The following is a 15,182-nucleotide window of genomic DNA, read 5'->3' on the forward strand; positions in this document are numbered from 1 at the left end:
ACGGGAGGAAAAGCAAGATGGCATATTTAACCGAGATCATCATCGAAAAAAAAGCATCATTACCCAAGCAAACTGAAAAATTGGTCAATCAGCTTTGTAACAAGCTCAAAAATGGCGCATATACACCTGACAACAAAAATATTGTCAAACTCAAAGGTATTGCAACCGATGAAGTCAATGATTTCTTATTAGAATGCCTTGCAGAATACAACAAAACAGAACGCCATTATAGAGAACAACACGATATTCACGGATTGTGTGCCGTTTGGGCGGTTCTTTCGTTTTCAAGGAAAGAAAATGTATTGGCGTATTTTGCCAATATTATCGACAAAAAGGATGAGGACTTTTTTCTCAATCACCTCTTTACATTATTGAATTTGCCAAACGTGCAACACCCTTATGCAGAAAGAATTAAGCAATACTATGACGGCATTTTTCACACTTTACCGTCTTATCAGTTAATGGAAAAATTAGGCATTGATTTGCCTAATAAATATGATTGGAGTGTAAGCCTTCATTTGATGAATTTTGGCAAATGGTTCACCACCGATGGATTGACTGATGACGAAAAGGAAAAACAGTTTAAATTAAAAATCTATTTTGGCAGCCCGGGAATAAAAAATGACACGTTTAAAATTAGTATCGAAAACAGCCTTTCGCAAAAAATACAAAAAATAAGCTTTACAGACAGTGAGGTATTTACAATAAGAGTTGATGAGAAAAAAATAGACAAACCGAATTTATTAGAACTTGGCAAGTTTTTGGCGCAGGTTGAAAATTATTTTGCCACGACATTCAATACAGATGATTTAAAAGGTGATACTGCCTATTTCAGCACATCAAAGGGGATAAATCGCAAGAAAATCGAACAATGGATAAAAAACAGGTTTAACACTTAACAGCAAGAACGCCAAGCCCATTAAGTGAGTGTGTAAGGCCCGATTCTAAGCAAACAAAGCCGTCTGAAAGCGCATTTTGCCTGTGCTAAGTTCAGACGGCATATTATTAACAAAACCTGCTTCTGCTCCCACATTGCCAGCAGCGAGGAGGAAAAAATGCCGCTGCCGTATTGCAGTGCCGTTCATAAAAAATCCTGTTGGGTAATTGTTTTCCATTGCTTTAGCGCTATAATCTGCCACAGGCAAAGCGCGTATCTGCCTACTGAATCAAGATTATTTTCGCAACCCAACAACAAAGGAAAAGTGATGAGTAAACCTGCCATTGTTTTAGTGCACGGCTTTTGGGGCGGTGCGGCGCATTGGGCAAAAGTGATTCCGCTGCTGCGTGCCCAAGGTTTCAACCATATTTATGCGGTAGAAAATCCGCTGACCTCTTTGGCCGATGATGCCGAACGCACCCGTAAAATGGTGCGTCAAATCAATAAGCCGGTGGTGCTGGTCGGCCATTCCTACGGCGGAAAAGTGATCACCGAAATGGGCGATTTGCCGAATGTGGCCGCCTTGGTTTATATCGCAGCATTTGCGCCGGACGCCGGTGAAAGTGCCGGTGCGATCAGCCAAGCCAATCCGCCGCAAGCTTTTGCCAATATTCAACCCGACAGCGACGGCTATTTGTGGGTGGCGCAAGATAAATACCATCAAAGTTTCTGTCAGGATTTGGACGAAGAAGAAGCCTATATTATGGCGGTGACACAAAAAGCCCCCGTCGGCAATACGTTCGGCGATAACGTCACCGCGCCTGCTTGGAAAGTGAAACCGAGCTGGTATCAAATCTCTTCTGCCGACCGCATGATTCACCCCGACAACCAAAAAATGATGGCTGAACGGATGAGCCCGCGTAAAACCATCACCCTTGATGCCAGCCACGCCTCTTTGGCCTCTCGTCCGCAAGAAGTGACGGCATTGATTGTTGAAGCGGCAAACGCTGTCGCTTAGAACACGTCATACACTGCAATGCTTACAGCGTGGTATTTTCCACGCTGTACCATCACGCCATCTCCGGCTCCCACGCGCCTTTGGTGTCCACCCCGGTTTGCTCTGCCAAGCGCTCCAGCGTGGCGATTTCCTCAGTGGTTAACACAATAGTAGCGGCAGCCTGATGGCCATGAACGACGCCCTTGCCGACGGCAGTGTCGACATAGTGGGCATGGCAAAACCCTATGCCGTGATGCCTGATGTGGCGAATAAATTACTAAACGGCAGCGTGCAAAAAGTGGCCACCCCGCCTGTGCGCACCGGTGTGAAAATGATCGACCAAAAAGTCGGTGGATTTTTGGAGCTATATTGGTACACCAAACAACTGCACCTGCTCGGTTCAGGCTTGCCACCGCAACCCGGCTATTCCGCCTGGAAAACGCTGTGGGCGATTTTGAAAGACGGCTTCAGAAAAGAGCGGGCGTAGGTTTATTGAGAGTAAAGGCTGCCTGAAAAAACAGATTTTAGTGATTTCACTATATTTCAGGCAGCCTGGTGTTGGGGCAGTTACTGCGCTACGCCTTCCACAATCATGGCGCGGGTATTGCCGCTTTGCCAGCGGATTTTGCGCAACTCGGCGTATTCGGGCGAGTTGTACCAGTTTTGCGCCTGTTGCAGGCTGTCGAATTCAATCACCACCATGCGCCCCTGGCTGCCGAAGCCTTCCACTTCTTCGGCGGATTTGCCGCGCACGATGTAGCGGCCGCTATAAGGAGCGAACAGGCTTTCGACTTTTTCGCTGTAAGGGCGCATACCTTGGCTGTCGGTGGGTTCGAATTCGGCGATGTAATAGGCGTGCGGCGTGCCGTTTCGGCTAATCGAGCCAGCTTGTTCGTCCAAGCCTTCCACCAAAATGCTGCGGGTGTTGCCGCTGCGTTGGCGGATCGGTTTGATGCTTTGGTAGGCATCGGAGTTGTACCAATTTTTGGCTTGCTCCGGGCTGTCGAATTTGATGATCACCACACCGCCCATCGGCGCAATCCCCTCTTTGCGTTCGGCTTTGCCGCCGCGGGCGAGAAATTGGCCGCCGTGGGCTTTGAGGGTGTCGGGCATTTGTGCGCGGTAGGGTTTGACGCTGTCGGCATCGGTGAGCTGGAATTCGGAGATTACATACGCCGGTGCGGCGTGGGCGAGGCTTGTTGCCGCCAGCAGGCCGGTAAATAAAAGTGCGATCAGTCGTTTTTTCATTACGGTTTCCTTATTGGGTTAAACGTTCAATCAATTGTTGTTGGTATTCAGGCAGCCTGCCGCTGCTAGCGCTTTCAAACACCAAAGGCGGTAAATATGTCATGCCGGCGTGCAATGCGCTGGCTTTCATCGGCAAAAACACCTCGGCAAGCGGCACGCCGATGCGCCCGTTTTGCCCGTAAGTGGAGCTGCCACCGGCGGCGGTGGACACCACCAGCATCTCTTTGCCCTGCCACAAACCGGGGCCGACGCTGCCCCAAGTGTCGTTCAGATAAGCCTTCATCATCGGCGGGATATTGAACCAGTGGGTGGGGAATACAAACACAATGCGGTCGTGTTCGCGGGTGATGCGCCGCTCTTCGTCGCCATTGATGGCGCGGGTGTCGAAGCCGTAAATCGTTTCCAGATTGCGCACGGTTACGCCCGCCACACTTTCCGCTGCGGCTTGCAGCCCTTTGGTCAGCACTGAGCGTTCGGGGTAGGGGTGCGACACAATCACCAGGGTTTTGATATGGCTTTGCTGGGGTGCGGCTTGGGCGGTTTTGCTGCCTGTGGCAAACAACACACCGCCTGTGACTGCGGCTGCGCCTAACACCAGCCCTGCTTTGATAACTTCACGTCTGCTTTGCATAAAATTCTCCTTATTTATCTATTGGCTTACGCCATCTCCGGCTCCCATGCGCCTTTGGTATCCACCCCGGTTTGCTCTGCCAAGCGCTCCAGCGTGGCGATTTCTTCAGTGGTTAACACAATAGCGGCGGCTGCGGCGGCGTCGCTAACATGCTGCGGTTTGGTGGCGCCAATCAGCGGCAAGGTGCCTTTGGCAATCGCCCAGGCAATGGCGATTTGGGCGGCGTTGGCCTGATGGCGTGCGCCGATTTGCTGCATGGCATCGGTGAGGGTTTGCAGTTGCGGCAGCACTTTGTTGTAGCTTTCGGCGCGGCCACTGCCTTCAGGCAGCGGGTTTTGGCTGTTGTAGCGCCCGCTCAATGCGCCTTGTTCCAACACCATATAGGCAAAAAAAGTGATGCCGTTGGCTTGGCAGTAATCCAAAATCCCGGCGTGTTCCGAAGCGCGGTACAGCAGGCTGTAGTGGTTTTGTACCGCCGCAATGCGGCAGCCTGCTTTGGCCAGGGTGTCGTTCACCAATTTGATTTGCTCCAGATTGTGGTTGGACACGCCGAAACCTTTGATTTTGCCGCTTTTCAGCAGCGGCACAAACTGGCTGGTCCAGCGATTGAGGTCGGTGGGGTTGTGTACCCAATACAAGTCAACGGAGTCGGTGCCGAGGCGTTCGCAGCTTTGCGCCAGCATGTCGGCCACCGGCGTGGCGGATTGGGCGTCGGCGATTTGCGGGGTGAACTTGGTGGAAATCAGCAGGCTGTCGCGGCGGTGGCTTTGCAAATGGCGGCGGATTTGTGCGCCCAATGCAGTTTCCGAGCTGCCCATGCCGTACACGGCGGCGGTGTCCCACAGGTTTAAATCTGCCTGCACGGCGACATCGAACACCGCCTGCATTTGTGCGTCGCTCAAATGGTTGCCGAATACTTGGTCGCCACCGGCAAAGCCCGCACCCCAAGACCAGGTGCCTAATGCGATTTTCGGAGCGATTTTCGGGGCGGTTTTAGATAATGTGTTCATGGTTGGATTCCTCTTGCTGTTTCAGTAATCAGTTTGTTTCGATGCAAGCAGTATAAAGATGCCGATTACGCTTTACTAGATGGGCGTTGGTGAAACCATTACTTCCCTAAAGGAAAGAATAAAGCCAAAGCAGGCCGTCTGAAAGTGCGGTTTCAGACGGCATGGTTATTTCATTACGATTAAAACTAAGCCACGCCTTCCACCAAATACGCGCGGTTGTCCGCCGCTTGCAGGCGGTGGCCGAGGATGGCTTGGTAGTCGGGCGAGTGGTACCAGGCTTGCGCGGTTTCCATGCTGTCAAACCGCAGCATCACTACTTTGCTGTCGGCTGCGGGTGCGTTGCCTTCGAGCGGTACGATGTTGCCGCTGCTGGCAATCGGCACGCCGCCGAATGCGGTAAGGCTGGCGGCGGCTTTGTCCAGATAGGGTTGCATGGCTTCGTGGTCTTTGATGGTCACCTCAAGAATAAAATAGGCGGGATGGCTCATTTTGAATGCTCCTGTGTGGCTTCGCTTTGCGGCGGGGCTGCCTGAAAGTTCAGGTAGCCTTTATTGCCCAATAGCATCGGCTGGATTTGAATAAACTGTTTGTCTTGCACCATTGCCGCGCTGGTTTGCAGGTAATGCTGAAAGTGCGGTGTTTGGCGGTGGCGTTGATAGGCCGCTTCATCGGCGTAAATTTCAAAGAAATACCAACGCTGCGGCGCTTCTTTGGCGGTGGCGGCATACATCGCCAGCACGCCGTTTTCGGCTTGCAGCGATTGCTGCATTTCTGCGCTGACCAGGCGGTAGAAGTCTTGATTGAATGGCGGTTTGACTTCTACCACCACCAAATTGGTGCGGATGTCGGCGCCGGGCGCGATTTTTTTGTCGCCCAAAAACCGCGGCACCAGCTCGGTTTTCTGTTTGCGGTCGGTGAGGATGCTTGGGACTGCCTGTAAAAAAGCCTGATATTGCGGCGATTGCAAATGGGCTTGATACGCCGCCTCATCGGCATAGATTTCAAACATATACGCCAAGTTTGCATCGGCTTTGCTGCGCACGGAATACATCGCCAGTGTGCCCGCTTCGGCGGCCAGCGAGGTGGTGATGTTGTGTTCGCCCACGGCTTGATAGTCGGCGTTTTTACCGGCGGCAACACCGAGCTCAAACAGGTTCACAATCGGCGCGGCTTGCGCCAAGGTGCCGGTGGCAAGGGCGGTGGCCAGCAGCCATTTGCTTAAAGTCATGATTGCCTCCTTAAATCAGGCTGCGGATGTGCGCCAGCACCCGTTCGGCGTGTGCGCGGGCTTTGTGTTGCACCGCCGCCAAATCCTCGGCGCTGTTGACACCGGGGATATACGTCATGCCGGTGGAATACACCGGCGGCTGCCACTCCATGCCGCACAGGGTGGCGCTTTGCTGCAACGGCGGCAGAAAGGCTTCCATCGGGAAATTCATCGCCTTGCCGGTTTGATACAGCTCGCCCGGCGCACCGGCGGTAAACGACGCCAACAGTTTTTTGCCGTGCAGGGCGGTGCCGCTGCTGCCGTGGGCAAAGCCGTAAACATACACCTCGTCGAGGTATTTTTTCATCAGCGCGGGCAGCGCATACCAGTGCAGCGGAAACTGCCACACCACCACCTCGGCGGCACGCAACGCGGCTTGTTCGGCGGCCACGTCGATATTGCCGTCGGCATACAAGCGGTCTAAACGGCGGATTTCGGCGGCCTCGCCCAAGCCTTGCTGCAAGGCGGCGAGAATGGTTTGGTTGGCGCTGGATTGCGCTAGATTCGGGTGTCCCGAAATGATTAATACTTGGCTCATTGTTTGCTCCTAAAGATAGCCGATGGATGAATTGAGCACAGTATAAATTGCTTTATTAACCATTACTATCGTATGATAAGCACAAATATATTTTCCCAAAAGGAAACAATGATGCACAGCGCCATTTACGGACAACTCACCGTGTTCCACACCATCGCCGCCCAAGGCAGCATTTCCACCGCCGCGCGCCAGCTCGAAATCGGCGCGCCTGCGGTGAGCAAATCCTTGAAACAACTGGAAGAACACATCGGCCTGCCGCTGTTCAACCGCACCACCCGCAAGCTGGAGCTGACCGAAGCGGGCAGCCTGCTGCTGGCGCGCACGGGCGAGGCGGTGCAGTCGCTGCAATATGCGGTGGAGAGTGTACACGATTTAGGGCAAACGCCTGCGGGCAGGGTGCGGATAACCGTGCCGCGCATCGCCTATCTGCTGGTGTTAAAACCGCACTTTGCCGAATTTTGCCGCCGCTATCCGCAGGTGGAATTGGAAATTTCGATGTATGACGGCACGGTGGACATCATCAAAGAAGGCTTCGATTTGGGGATTCGCTTTGGGCACGCCATCGAAGAAAATCGGGTGGCACGCAAACTGTTGCCGCCGTTCAGGGGCGGTTTGTATGTGTCGAAAGCCTACGCCGACCAATTTGGCGTGCCGCAAAGTTTGGCGGAATTGGCGCAACATAAGCTGATCGGTTTTCGTTTTATGACCGCCAACAGCCTGTTTCCGCTGAGTTTGCATGAAAACGGACACGAGGTGAACATCGAAATGCCAACCCCGTTAATTGTGAACAGCTTGGAAGTGGTGCTGGACGCCGTGCGCCAAGGGCTGGGCATCGGGCGCGTGTTCGAGCCGATTTTGGCGCTGGAAGCCGACGCCGCCGACTTCATCCCCGTGCTGGAGCGGCACTGGAAACATTACCCGCCGCTGTCGCTGTATTATCCGCAGCACAGCCAAAAAGCCAAACGCATCCGGGTGCTGATTGATTTTTTGGCGGAGAAAATGGCGAGCGTATAAAAAAGGCTGCCTGAACGGTTTTGCCCTATATTCCCCAATATATTCAAAAGTGCGGTTGGGCGACATAATATACCGTTAATCATCGCCCAACAGCCAATCTATGGCATATAGTACCGGGATGCCGTCAATACTGCCGACATTCATTCGATTTAGCGTTAAAATGATTTTTTGATAATTATCATTGATGTGCAACAAATTTCGTTGTTCCCGATCATTATTTTCAGGCAATTGGTAAGCAACTTGGATATATTTTTTCTGTTCGCCTTTAAAGCACACAAAATCAATTTCTTCGGCATCCCATTTGCCGACAAATACTTCATAACCACGCCGTTTTAATTCAATAAAAATAATATTTTCTAACTGCGAACCGATGCTGCCTATTTGCCCCAGCGTATTATTGCGGATTCCGCTGTCTACCACATAATATTTCGCCTGCATTTTTAACCGCACTTTACCACGAATATCATAGCGGTTAGCCTCGTAGAAAATAAACGATTCTTTTAATAACTGAATATATTTATCAATGCTGGTGGGGTTGGTTTTAATGCCACTACTGTTGATGGTGTCGGCGATTTTCTTGATAGAAACTGATGAGCCGATAACATCCAGTAAATAGGCAATCACCCGTTCTAATAAATTGATTTCACGAATATTACCTCGTGCGGCAACATCTTTTAACACGATGCTGCTATAAATGCCGTTTAAAATCTCCTTTTTCACGGCATCATTTTGCACGCTTGGCAATACCGGAAAACCACCCCATTTTAAATATTCATCAAACAGCAAGTCCGGGCTGGCTGAATTATGATTAAGCTGTTTATAGTCGACAAATTCCTTAAAGCTCAACGGGTAAACATGCAATTCAAGATAACGCCCGGCCAAATAAGTGGCTAATTCACCGGATAATAAATTCGCATTCGAACCCGTAATATAAATATCGGCATCAAATGCAACCCTCAAACCGTTCACCAGTTTTTGCCAATCATTTACTTCTTGAATTTCATCAAAAATAAAATAGATCTTACCATTCAACCCTTGCGTTTGCTGTTGAATATGATCAAATAACACACCGGCATCGGTGAATCTAAAATTGGCCGGGTGTTCAAAATTATAAAACAGAATATTTTGCGGCAACACCGACTGCGCAAGCAGATAGTCCTGATAAAGCTGCAAAATTACCGATTTCCCCGAACGGCGAACGCCGGTGATCACTTTGATAAATTCATTGTCTTTTACATCAATTAGCCATTGCAAATAATGATCACGCGCTAGCATCACTCACCTCACCGGGTCAATTTCAAGTATGATTGAATTTTATGGAATTATTAGAACAATTTCAAGTATACTTGAAATTATTAATAATTATAAAGAAATTTCAATCATACTTGAATTTGCCCATCCCAAACCAAAACGGCGTAAACCTCGGTTTACGCCGTTTAAAAACATTCAAAGTGCGGTTTCAGGCAGCCTGATTATGATATTCAAATGCCAAAATGCCTTAAAATCCGCGCTGGTACTGGCGTGGCACAAATTGCATCGGCGCGCTGTCTTTGCCGTTTTGGTGGTATTGCGCATTCAGCAGCCAGTGCGGATCACGCAATAAGCCGCGTCCGATGGCGACCAAATCAGCATCGCCGCTGGCCAATACATAATCCGCCACCGCCGGATCTTCCAACATACCGACCGCAATCACCGGTTTTTGTGTTGCCTGCTTGACCGCTCTTGCCAAATACACCTGATAGCCTGCCTGAATGCTGGGGCTGTGCGCCCGGTCTGGCGTGCCGTCGCCTCCGCCGCTGACGTGCAACACGTCCGCTCCTGCCGCCGCATAACGTTTTGCCACTTCAAGCCCGTGCTCTTTGCTGTAGCCGCCTTTGGCGTATTCTTGCGCGGAAATGCGCACCAACAGCGGCATCTCGGCAGGCATCACCGCTTTGGCGGCTTGAATCACCTGCTCGCCAAACAGCATTTTGTCCTGCCCGTATTCATCGCTGCGCTGGTTGGCTTTGAATGAATGGAATTCATGAATCAGATAGCCGTGTGCGCCGTGGATTTCGATGGCATCAAAACCAGCTTCCACCGCCCGTTTGACTGCTTCGGCATACTTCTGCACCAAGCCTTTGACCTCGTCGGTGCTTAAATCACGCGGTGTTTGATAGCTCCAGCGCGGGTCTTTGTCATCGCCGTCGTACAAAATCGGCGACGGGGCGTCCACATAATCATGTCCCAATGCTTTACGCCCCGCATGGGCGATTTGTATCGCAATTTTGCTGCCGTATTGATGGGCGGCATCGACAATGCGTTTGAAAGCGTCGCGCTGTTCGTCATTCCACAAGCCCAAACAGTTGGGGGTGATGCGGCCGTTCGGGGCGATATTGGTCATCTCAACGATAATCAGCCCCACGCCGCCGATGGCGCGGGCGCTGTAATGCACGAAATGCCAGTCGTTGGGCACGCCGTCGGTGGCGCTGTAGGTGCACATCGGCGGCATCACCACCCGGTTTTTGAGTTCAAGGTTTTTTACGCGAAACGGCGTGGTCAAATAACGAAATTTTGCCATGTTGATAGTCCTGCTTGGTCGGTTAAAGTGCGGTTTCAGACGGTATTTCTTCCACTAGCCCCAAAAATCACATTTTTGCAGAGGAAAAGATGTCAATCAACAACATTTTTCCAAAGCAAAAAGTGCAGTCAAAAAATCTTAGTGTTATGCCAATTTACTCAATCCGTTCAATCGTTATCTGATTTGCCGTTACCAAGGGTTTGAATTCACCATCAAAACGCCCTAAATAAACCAAACCGTTGGCAGGGTTGGTGCTGCCGTAAAACAAGGCGAGATTGCCCCACGGGGCGTAGTAGGTGACGTCGCCTGCGTTGGGCGCGAAATTGCCGTTGTGGTTTGGGCTGTCGGGCAGTTTTTGCGGCAGGTAGGCGATTTTTTCAATGCCGCCGTAGTTTTCCGCAGGCGGGCTGAGCGGCAGTTGCTTGAGCAAGGCTTGTGTGCTGGGGTTGTCTTCCAGCGTGGCAGTATGGATTTGATGACCAAGGGTGATTTTGATTTTCATGGTTGGCTCCTGTGCGGCGGCGGTGTGGCTGAATAAGATAATCAAGGCATAAATCAGGGCTTTCATAAGCTACGCCAAGCCGTCTGAAACTTCACACATAAGTGCGGTTTCAGGCAGCCTGTAATATCCGTTTACTTCAAATTCGCCTTAAAGAACTGTTCAAACTTATCAAACGGAATTTTGCCTGATTGGTAATCGTATAAATCAACATGGGTGGCGTTTGGCACGATATACAGTTCTTTATTGTCACCTTTGAGTTTTTTAAACGCGTCTTCGCTGAAGTAGCGCGAATGGGCGTTTTCGCCGTGTACCAGCAGCACCGGATGTTGAATTTCGCCGGCGCGTTGCAGCAGCGGCATATTGATGAACGACAGCGGTGTGGTTGCCGTCCAGGCGGCGTTGGAATTGACCGCACGCGGGTGGAAGCCGCGCGGGGTTTTGTAAAACGCCCAATATTCCTTCACAAACCATGGTTCTTCACCGCTTAACTTTTCGGGTAGATTATTGCTGCTGGGGGCGAATTCGCCCGCTTTGAAATCAGCACTGCGTTGGGCGTTCAGGCCTTGCAACATCGCATAACGTGCCGCTTCGTCCACGCTGTTGTTGTAGCCGTTTGCCATCACTTGCGACATATCATACATGGTGCTGGTGGCGGTGGCTTTGATGCGGGTGTCCATGCTGGCGACGTTCAACGCCATGCCGCCCCAACCGCAAATGCCCAACACACCGATACGCTCGGCATCAATAAAATCCTGATTGCTCAAAAAATCCACCGCCGCACTGAAATCTTCGGTGTTGATGTCGGGGCTGGCCACATTGCGCGGCTCGCCGCCACTTTCCCCTGTAAATGACGGATCAAACGCCAGTGTGGCAAAACCACGCTTCGCAAGTTCTTGGGCGTACAAGCCTGATGATTGCTCCTTCACCGCCCCAAATGCACCCGCCACCGCAATCGCAGGCAGCTTGCCTTTGGCGTTTTTCGGCGCATTTTTCGGCAGGTATAAATCCGCCACCAAAGTAATACCGTAGCGGTTTTTAAACTGCACTTTTTGCTGCGTTACCTGATCTGATTGCGGAAAAATCTTGTCCCATTGCGTACTAACTGTTTGCATAGTATTGCCCTTAATATTGCTGTGAATGGAAACTTGCGCCAAGGCAGAAGCCGAAGCGAACGATAGACCGGCGCTCATGGCGGTGATGGTCAGCAGTTGTTTCATGGATTTGGTCATGGATTGCCCCTTTGCTTGATGCGTTGGTGTTTGATACTTTTGTGTTTACTGTTGGGCTTATTATAAAAAACCGATAATTGTCTGTAAATTTGCTATTTGTTAATTTATAATTAACGAAACAGAAATTATAAAGCGGACGAATGCATGAAAAATGCCGTCTGAAACGTGGCACATCAAAGTGCGGTTTCAGACGGTATTTGCCATAACAAGAGGTAGATTTTGCGGGGGTTATCAACGTCCGCTATATTTCCTTGTTTAATTCATTCAACACCAAGGTTTGCAGTTCGTCTTTTGGCAGCAAAAGCTGATAATCTGATACGCCGATGGGTTTGTTGATGTCTTGCAAGGCGATTTCTACGTCCAAGCGATCTTTTTCGGCACAAAGAATAATGCCGATGGATGGGTTTTCATGTTCACTTTTTTCCAATTTGTCCATCAGGGTCAGATAAAAATTCATCTTGCCCACATATTCTGCTTTGAAACTGCCGATTTTTAATTCAATTGCCACCAGCGAACGCAAGCCACGATGGAAAAACAGCATATCGACAAAATACTCTTTTTGGTTGTATTCCAAGCGGTATTGATTGCCGATGAAAGAAAAGCCTTTGCCCAATTCCAACACAAACGACTTGATTTTCTCCGTCAGTCTTTTTTCCAATTCTTGCTCTTTGATGGGTTCGGTAATGCCTAAAAAGCCGAGATTATAAGAATTTTTAAAGACTTCGTTGGCGTAGTCGGCACTGATCGGCAATAAGGTTTCGTTGAAATTATTGGTTTGCAATTGCGTTTGGGTATGGCGGAATGTGTCCATTTTGATGGCGTTGAGCAGCAAATCTCTTGACCAGCCTTTGCTAATCACTTCATTGGCATAAAAGGCGATTGCTGCTAAAGATTGAACCTTGTTTAACAACAATAAATTATGCCCCCATGGCAAAACTGCGACAGCCTGTCGCAGTTTTTCATCTGCCTGATAATAACGCTCGTAAAAACGCTTCATATCCCACAGATTGCGTGGCGACAGCCCCATATCTGGAAATTCATTTTTGAGATCGGCTGAAAGCTGCTTCACCACCGCACTGCCGTATCCTTCCGCTAACTGCCTGTCAAACAGCAATTTGCCCAAAAGCCAATACACCGAATTCACCGCCCCATTGATTTGCTTGGCAACTCGGGCTCTGGTGGTGTAAATTTGGCTAATGGCTTGTTGCAAGATTTCACTGTAATCGCTACTGCTTATCAGTTCTTTGCTCATTGTTTTTTCCTTTATCGGCTTTCTGATTTTGGATAATTTAGCACAAAATCAGAGAGGTAAATAGAACGCAATACAATGCTGGCGAACATCATCGTCAGCCCCAAAAACGCCCCGAATACGCTTTCTCACCAAACCAACTTGGCACAAGGGTGTTCAAATGATCAAACCACGCCAGCATCATCTGCATCATTTCGTTTGAATAATCCACCTCTTCTTTGCCAAAGTGAGCGCCACCGTAAAGGCGTGAATGCTTTCCGCCGCCAGATAAAACGCATTGAGCGTCCAAAAATCCGCCGGCACATCGCCAAAATAGCTACGAAGCTGCCCAATGGCAAACGGTGGGCTCACCTCTGCTGTAACCATTGCCCCTGTCAGCGCATAATAAGGATCGACCAAACCGCTGCCTTGAAAGTCAATCACATACAGCTCGTTTTGCGGTGAAATCACCATATTGTCGGACTGAAAATCGGCGTGCAACAGGCTCATCGGGCGGTGCTGCAAGCAAGAGATATGCTTGTCTATAAAAGCAAGCAGCAGCTCGCCGCCAAACAATGTTTCGCCGCAGGCGTGATAATCTTCAAGATATTTTTTGACCTTGCCGCCATATATCGTCGCCCAATTGGCGGAAGGCGGATGACTTTCAACTGCCTGCATGGTTTTCAGCATTTGCCCTGCTTGGCAGCCGAAGCCATATTGCGTGCTTTCTGAAAGCGAAGGGAGCCGTTCTTTTGCCTCCTCACCCTCGCACCAGGTCAGCAGCTGATAAACGTTTTGCCCCTTGTTGCATACGCCGAAATCAAGCGGCTGTGACATCTTGATGCCAGTCACTGAAAAACGCTTCATCAATTCAAATTCGTATTTTTTGTGTTCATACTCGGCAATATCCGAAACACGCAGCAATCGTTTTTCGCCATCAATGGTTGTTATGCAATATTTTTTATCGTCCGACCAACCTTTATTGATGATGTTGATTTTTGCAAATGTGTCGGCATTCGGAATATCGTGGATTGTGTCAATCATGTTTTCCCCTTGATGTTGTTTGGTTTGATGGTTTTTAAGCATAATAGTTGAGTTTGTTTCTTTGAAGCCTTTATTCGCACCACATTACCGCCCCGCTTGGGATTTGATGCAAGAAAAATGCCGTCTGAAACTTGGCACATCAAAGTGCGGTTTCAGACGGCATGACTCATTCATTATCCCACTCCCCACAAAACCCCACCCACGCCCGCACCACACTAGACGGCAGCTTGTGTGCTGGATACAGCAAATGTACAGGCGTTGCGGGAAATGGGTAGTCAGGCAAAATCGCCACAAGATCCCCTTTATCAATCAACGGATTGGCGAGAAAATCAGGCAGCTCGCCAATCGCTTTGCCGTGCAGAACATGGTGTTTGATATGCTGATAATCGTTGCTGGAAAAGTGCGGTTTGATGGGCAGTTTTGTTTTGCCCAAGTGCCAAGTGGCGGTTTGCTCGGCGGTGGCTGTCCATGCGGTAAGCGGATAATTTTGCAGACTGCCGGGCGTGTGTGGCATACCGTGTTTGGTAATAAAATCAGGGCTTGCCACCAGTTTGTGACGAATTGGGCTTAAGGGCTTGGCAATCAGGCTGTCGGTCTGCAAATCGCCCACACGAATGGCGGCATCTATGCCGTCTGCGAGCAAATCCAGCTTGCGGTCGCTTGCCAAAATATGTAGCTCAATATCAGGGAAGGCCGTCTGAAACTCATCAATCATCGTCCAAATCCGCTCGAACGCCTGCGGAATGGAGAGCCGCAATTTGCCCTTGATATGCTGCTGGTTGCTTTGGATATTGCGGGCGATTTCGTCCAATGTGTCAATGCTGGTTTGGCTTTGCTCAAACAATTGCTGCCCAATCAGCGTGGGTTTTACGCCCTGGCTGGAGCGTTCGAGCAGTTGCACGTTCAGCGATTTTTCAAGCTCGCCGATTTTACGGCTTAGCGTTGCCACTGCCACGCCGGTTTGCTGTGCTGCCCCCAACAGGCTGCCTTGCTGCACCACGGCGGTGAAAAGTTTGACGGCGTTCAGGTTCATTTTG

Annotated in this window: 18 protein-coding genes; 4 read left to right on the forward strand and 14 right to left on the reverse strand. The window is 50.0% G+C overall.

The window, feature by feature from the left end:
• Positions 1–17 precede the first annotated feature (17 nt).
• Positions 18–899, forward strand: coding sequence for a molybdopterin-synthase small subunit (locus EDC16_RS02305; protein ID WP_132965021.1), 882 nt, complete (start codon positions 18–20; stop codon positions 897–899).
• A 45-nt stretch (positions 900–944) separates the two neighbouring features.
• Here the strand turns inward: EDC16_RS02305 and EDC16_RS12650 are convergent, their stop codons facing one another.
• On the reverse strand, positions 945–1,085 hold the full coding sequence (locus EDC16_RS12650; RefSeq protein ID WP_157330460.1) for a hypothetical protein: 141 nt from the start codon (positions 1,083–1,085) through the stop codon (positions 945–947).
• Positions 1,086–1,205: 120 nt separating this feature from the next.
• On the opposite strand from EDC16_RS12650, the gene EDC16_RS02310 reads away from it, so the two are divergent.
• Together EDC16_RS02310 and EDC16_RS02320 are read left to right on the forward strand one after the other, a co-directional pair.
• Positions 1,206–1,895: an alpha/beta hydrolase gene (locus tag EDC16_RS02310; protein ID WP_139613457.1), complete on the forward strand. Its 690-nt coding sequence runs from the start codon at positions 1,206–1,208 to the stop codon at positions 1,893–1,895.
• A gap of 163 nt (positions 1,896–2,058) precedes the next feature.
• On the forward strand, positions 2,059–2,361 hold the full coding sequence (locus EDC16_RS02320) for an FMN reductase (protein ID WP_132965025.1): 303 nt from the start codon (positions 2,059–2,061) through the stop codon (positions 2,359–2,361).
• Positions 2,362–2,441: 80 nt separating this feature from the next.
• On the opposite strand, the gene EDC16_RS12800 is transcribed toward EDC16_RS02320, so the two are convergent.
• From EDC16_RS12800 to EDC16_RS02355, 6 genes are all read right to left on the reverse strand, one after another.
• Positions 2,442–3,122, reverse strand: a complete 681-nt coding sequence (locus EDC16_RS12800; RefSeq protein ID WP_232517222.1) for a DUF1330 domain-containing protein — start codon at positions 3,120–3,122, stop codon at positions 2,442–2,444.
• Positions 3,123–3,132: 10 nt separating this feature from the next.
• Positions 3,133–3,753 carry an NAD(P)H-dependent oxidoreductase gene (locus EDC16_RS02335; protein WP_132965027.1) on the reverse strand — a complete coding sequence of 207 codons (621 nt, stop codon included), beginning with the start codon at positions 3,751–3,753 and terminating at the stop codon, positions 3,133–3,135.
• Between the two features lie 26 nt (positions 3,754–3,779).
• Positions 3,780–4,763 carry an aldo/keto reductase gene (locus EDC16_RS02340; protein WP_132965029.1) on the reverse strand — a complete coding sequence of 328 codons (984 nt, stop codon included), beginning with the start codon at positions 4,761–4,763 and terminating at the stop codon, positions 3,780–3,782.
• Between the two features lie 185 nt (positions 4,764–4,948).
• Positions 4,949–5,251 (reverse strand): DUF1330 domain-containing protein, encoded by a 303-nt coding sequence (locus EDC16_RS02345; protein ID WP_132965031.1) that lies wholly within the window; start codon positions 5,249–5,251, stop codon positions 4,949–4,951.
• On the reverse strand, positions 5,248–5,991 hold the full coding sequence (locus EDC16_RS02350) for a putative quinol monooxygenase (protein WP_132965033.1): 744 nt from the start codon (positions 5,989–5,991) through the stop codon (positions 5,248–5,250). Before EDC16_RS02350 ends, EDC16_RS02345 begins: the two co-directional genes overlap by 4 nt.
• Before the next feature lie 10 nt (positions 5,992–6,001).
• On the reverse strand, positions 6,002–6,568 hold the full coding sequence (locus tag EDC16_RS02355; RefSeq protein WP_132965035.1) for an NAD(P)H-dependent oxidoreductase: 567 nt from the start codon (positions 6,566–6,568) through the stop codon (positions 6,002–6,004).
• 108 nt (positions 6,569–6,676) lie between these two features.
• Between EDC16_RS02355 and EDC16_RS02360 the strand changes: the two genes are divergently transcribed.
• A complete protein-coding gene (locus tag EDC16_RS02360) occupies positions 6,677–7,582 on the forward strand; it encodes a LysR family transcriptional regulator (RefSeq protein ID WP_332835429.1) in 906 nt (301 codons plus the stop codon).
• Between the two features lie 75 nt (positions 7,583–7,657).
• Here EDC16_RS02360 and EDC16_RS02365 read toward each other — a convergent pair whose 3' ends face one another.
• The 7 genes from EDC16_RS02365 to EDC16_RS02395 all read right to left on the reverse strand — a co-directional run bounded on the left by EDC16_RS02365 (position 7,658) and on the right by EDC16_RS02395 (position 15,178).
• On the reverse strand, positions 7,658–8,857 hold the full coding sequence (locus tag EDC16_RS02365) for an ATP-binding protein (protein WP_132965037.1): 1,200 nt from the start codon (positions 8,855–8,857) through the stop codon (positions 7,658–7,660).
• Between the two features lie 223 nt (positions 8,858–9,080).
• On the reverse strand, positions 9,081–10,142 hold the full coding sequence (locus EDC16_RS02370; protein ID WP_132965038.1) for an NADH:flavin oxidoreductase/NADH oxidase: 1,062 nt from the start codon (positions 10,140–10,142) through the stop codon (positions 9,081–9,083).
• A 154-nt stretch (positions 10,143–10,296) separates the two neighbouring features.
• Positions 10,297–10,710, reverse strand: a complete 414-nt coding sequence (locus EDC16_RS02375; RefSeq protein WP_198362738.1) for a cyclophilin-like fold protein — start codon at positions 10,708–10,710, stop codon at positions 10,297–10,299.
• A gap of 65 nt (positions 10,711–10,775) precedes the next feature.
• The gene (locus EDC16_RS02380; RefSeq protein ID WP_132965441.1) at positions 10,776–11,861 is read right to left on the reverse strand and encodes an alpha/beta hydrolase; all 1,086 of its coding nucleotides are present in this window, start codon (positions 11,859–11,861) and stop codon (positions 10,776–10,778) included.
• A gap of 253 nt (positions 11,862–12,114) precedes the next feature.
• Positions 12,115–13,125: a PDDEXK nuclease domain-containing protein gene (locus EDC16_RS02385; protein WP_132965040.1), complete on the reverse strand. Its 1,011-nt coding sequence runs from the start codon at positions 13,123–13,125 to the stop codon at positions 12,115–12,117.
• Positions 13,126–13,311: 186 nt separating this feature from the next.
• Positions 13,312–14,145 (reverse strand): aminoglycoside phosphotransferase family protein, encoded by an 834-nt coding sequence (locus EDC16_RS02390; protein ID WP_157330462.1) that lies wholly within the window; start codon positions 14,143–14,145, stop codon positions 13,312–13,314.
• A 166-nt stretch (positions 14,146–14,311) separates the two neighbouring features.
• Positions 14,312–15,178, reverse strand: coding sequence for a LysR family transcriptional regulator (locus tag EDC16_RS02395; protein WP_165894186.1), 867 nt, complete (start codon positions 15,176–15,178; stop codon positions 14,312–14,314).
• Positions 15,179–15,182: the final 4 nt, after the last annotated feature.

The organism is Testudinibacter aquarius, assembly GCF_004342725.1.
GTDB classification, from domain to species: domain Bacteria; phylum Pseudomonadota; class Gammaproteobacteria; order Enterobacterales; family Pasteurellaceae; genus Chelonobacter; species Chelonobacter aquarius.

What these genes read in the sequence shown, in the direction of transcription:
- EDC16_RS02305 (WP_132965021.1), top strand. Translation starts at nt 18, where the DNA reads ATGGCATATTTAACCGAGATCATCATCGAAAAAAAAGCATCATTACCC.
- EDC16_RS12650 (WP_157330460.1), bottom strand. Translation starts at nt 1,085, where the DNA reads ATGAACGGCACTGCAATACGGCAGCGGCATTTTTTCCTCCTCGCTGCT.
- EDC16_RS02310 (WP_139613457.1), top strand. Translation starts at nt 1,206, where the DNA reads ATGAGTAAACCTGCCATTGTTTTAGTGCACGGCTTTTGGGGCGGTGCG.
- EDC16_RS02320 (WP_132965025.1), top strand. Translation starts at nt 2,059, where the DNA reads ATGGCCATGAACGACGCCCTTGCCGACGGCAGTGTCGACATAGTGGGC.
- EDC16_RS12800 (WP_232517222.1), bottom strand. Translation starts at nt 3,122, where the DNA reads ATGAAAAAACGACTGATCGCACTTTTATTTACCGGCCTGCTGGCGGCA.
- EDC16_RS02335 (WP_132965027.1), bottom strand. Translation starts at nt 3,753, where the DNA reads ATGCAAAGCAGACGTGAAGTTATCAAAGCAGGGCTGGTGTTAGGCGCA.
- EDC16_RS02340 (WP_132965029.1), bottom strand. Translation starts at nt 4,763, where the DNA reads ATGAACACATTATCTAAAACCGCCCCGAAAATCGCTCCGAAAATCGCA.
- EDC16_RS02345 (WP_132965031.1), bottom strand. Translation starts at nt 5,251, where the DNA reads ATGAGCCATCCCGCCTATTTTATTCTTGAGGTGACCATCAAAGACCAC.
- EDC16_RS02350 (WP_132965033.1), bottom strand. Translation starts at nt 5,991, where the DNA reads ATGACTTTAAGCAAATGGCTGCTGGCCACCGCCCTTGCCACCGGCACC.
- EDC16_RS02355 (WP_132965035.1), bottom strand. Translation starts at nt 6,568, where the DNA reads ATGAGCCAAGTATTAATCATTTCGGGACACCCGAATCTAGCGCAATCC.
- EDC16_RS02360 (WP_332835429.1), top strand. Translation starts at nt 6,677, where the DNA reads ATGATGCACAGCGCCATTTACGGACAACTCACCGTGTTCCACACCATC.
- EDC16_RS02365 (WP_132965037.1), bottom strand. Translation starts at nt 8,857, where the DNA reads ATGCTAGCGCGTGATCATTATTTGCAATGGCTAATTGATGTAAAAGAC.
- EDC16_RS02370 (WP_132965038.1), bottom strand. Translation starts at nt 10,142, where the DNA reads ATGGCAAAATTTCGTTATTTGACCACGCCGTTTCGCGTAAAAAACCTT.
- EDC16_RS02375 (WP_198362738.1), bottom strand. Translation starts at nt 10,710, where the DNA reads ATGAAAGCCCTGATTTATGCCTTGATTATCTTATTCAGCCACACCGCC.
- EDC16_RS02380 (WP_132965441.1), bottom strand. Translation starts at nt 11,861, where the DNA reads ATGAAACAACTGCTGACCATCACCGCCATGAGCGCCGGTCTATCGTTC.
- EDC16_RS02385 (WP_132965040.1), bottom strand. Translation starts at nt 13,125, where the DNA reads ATGAGCAAAGAACTGATAAGCAGTAGCGATTACAGTGAAATCTTGCAA.
- EDC16_RS02390 (WP_157330462.1), bottom strand. Translation starts at nt 14,145, where the DNA reads ATGATTGACACAATCCACGATATTCCGAATGCCGACACATTTGCAAAA.
- EDC16_RS02395 (WP_165894186.1), bottom strand. Translation starts at nt 15,178, where the DNA reads ATGAACCTGAACGCCGTCAAACTTTTCACCGCCGTGGTGCAGCAAGGC.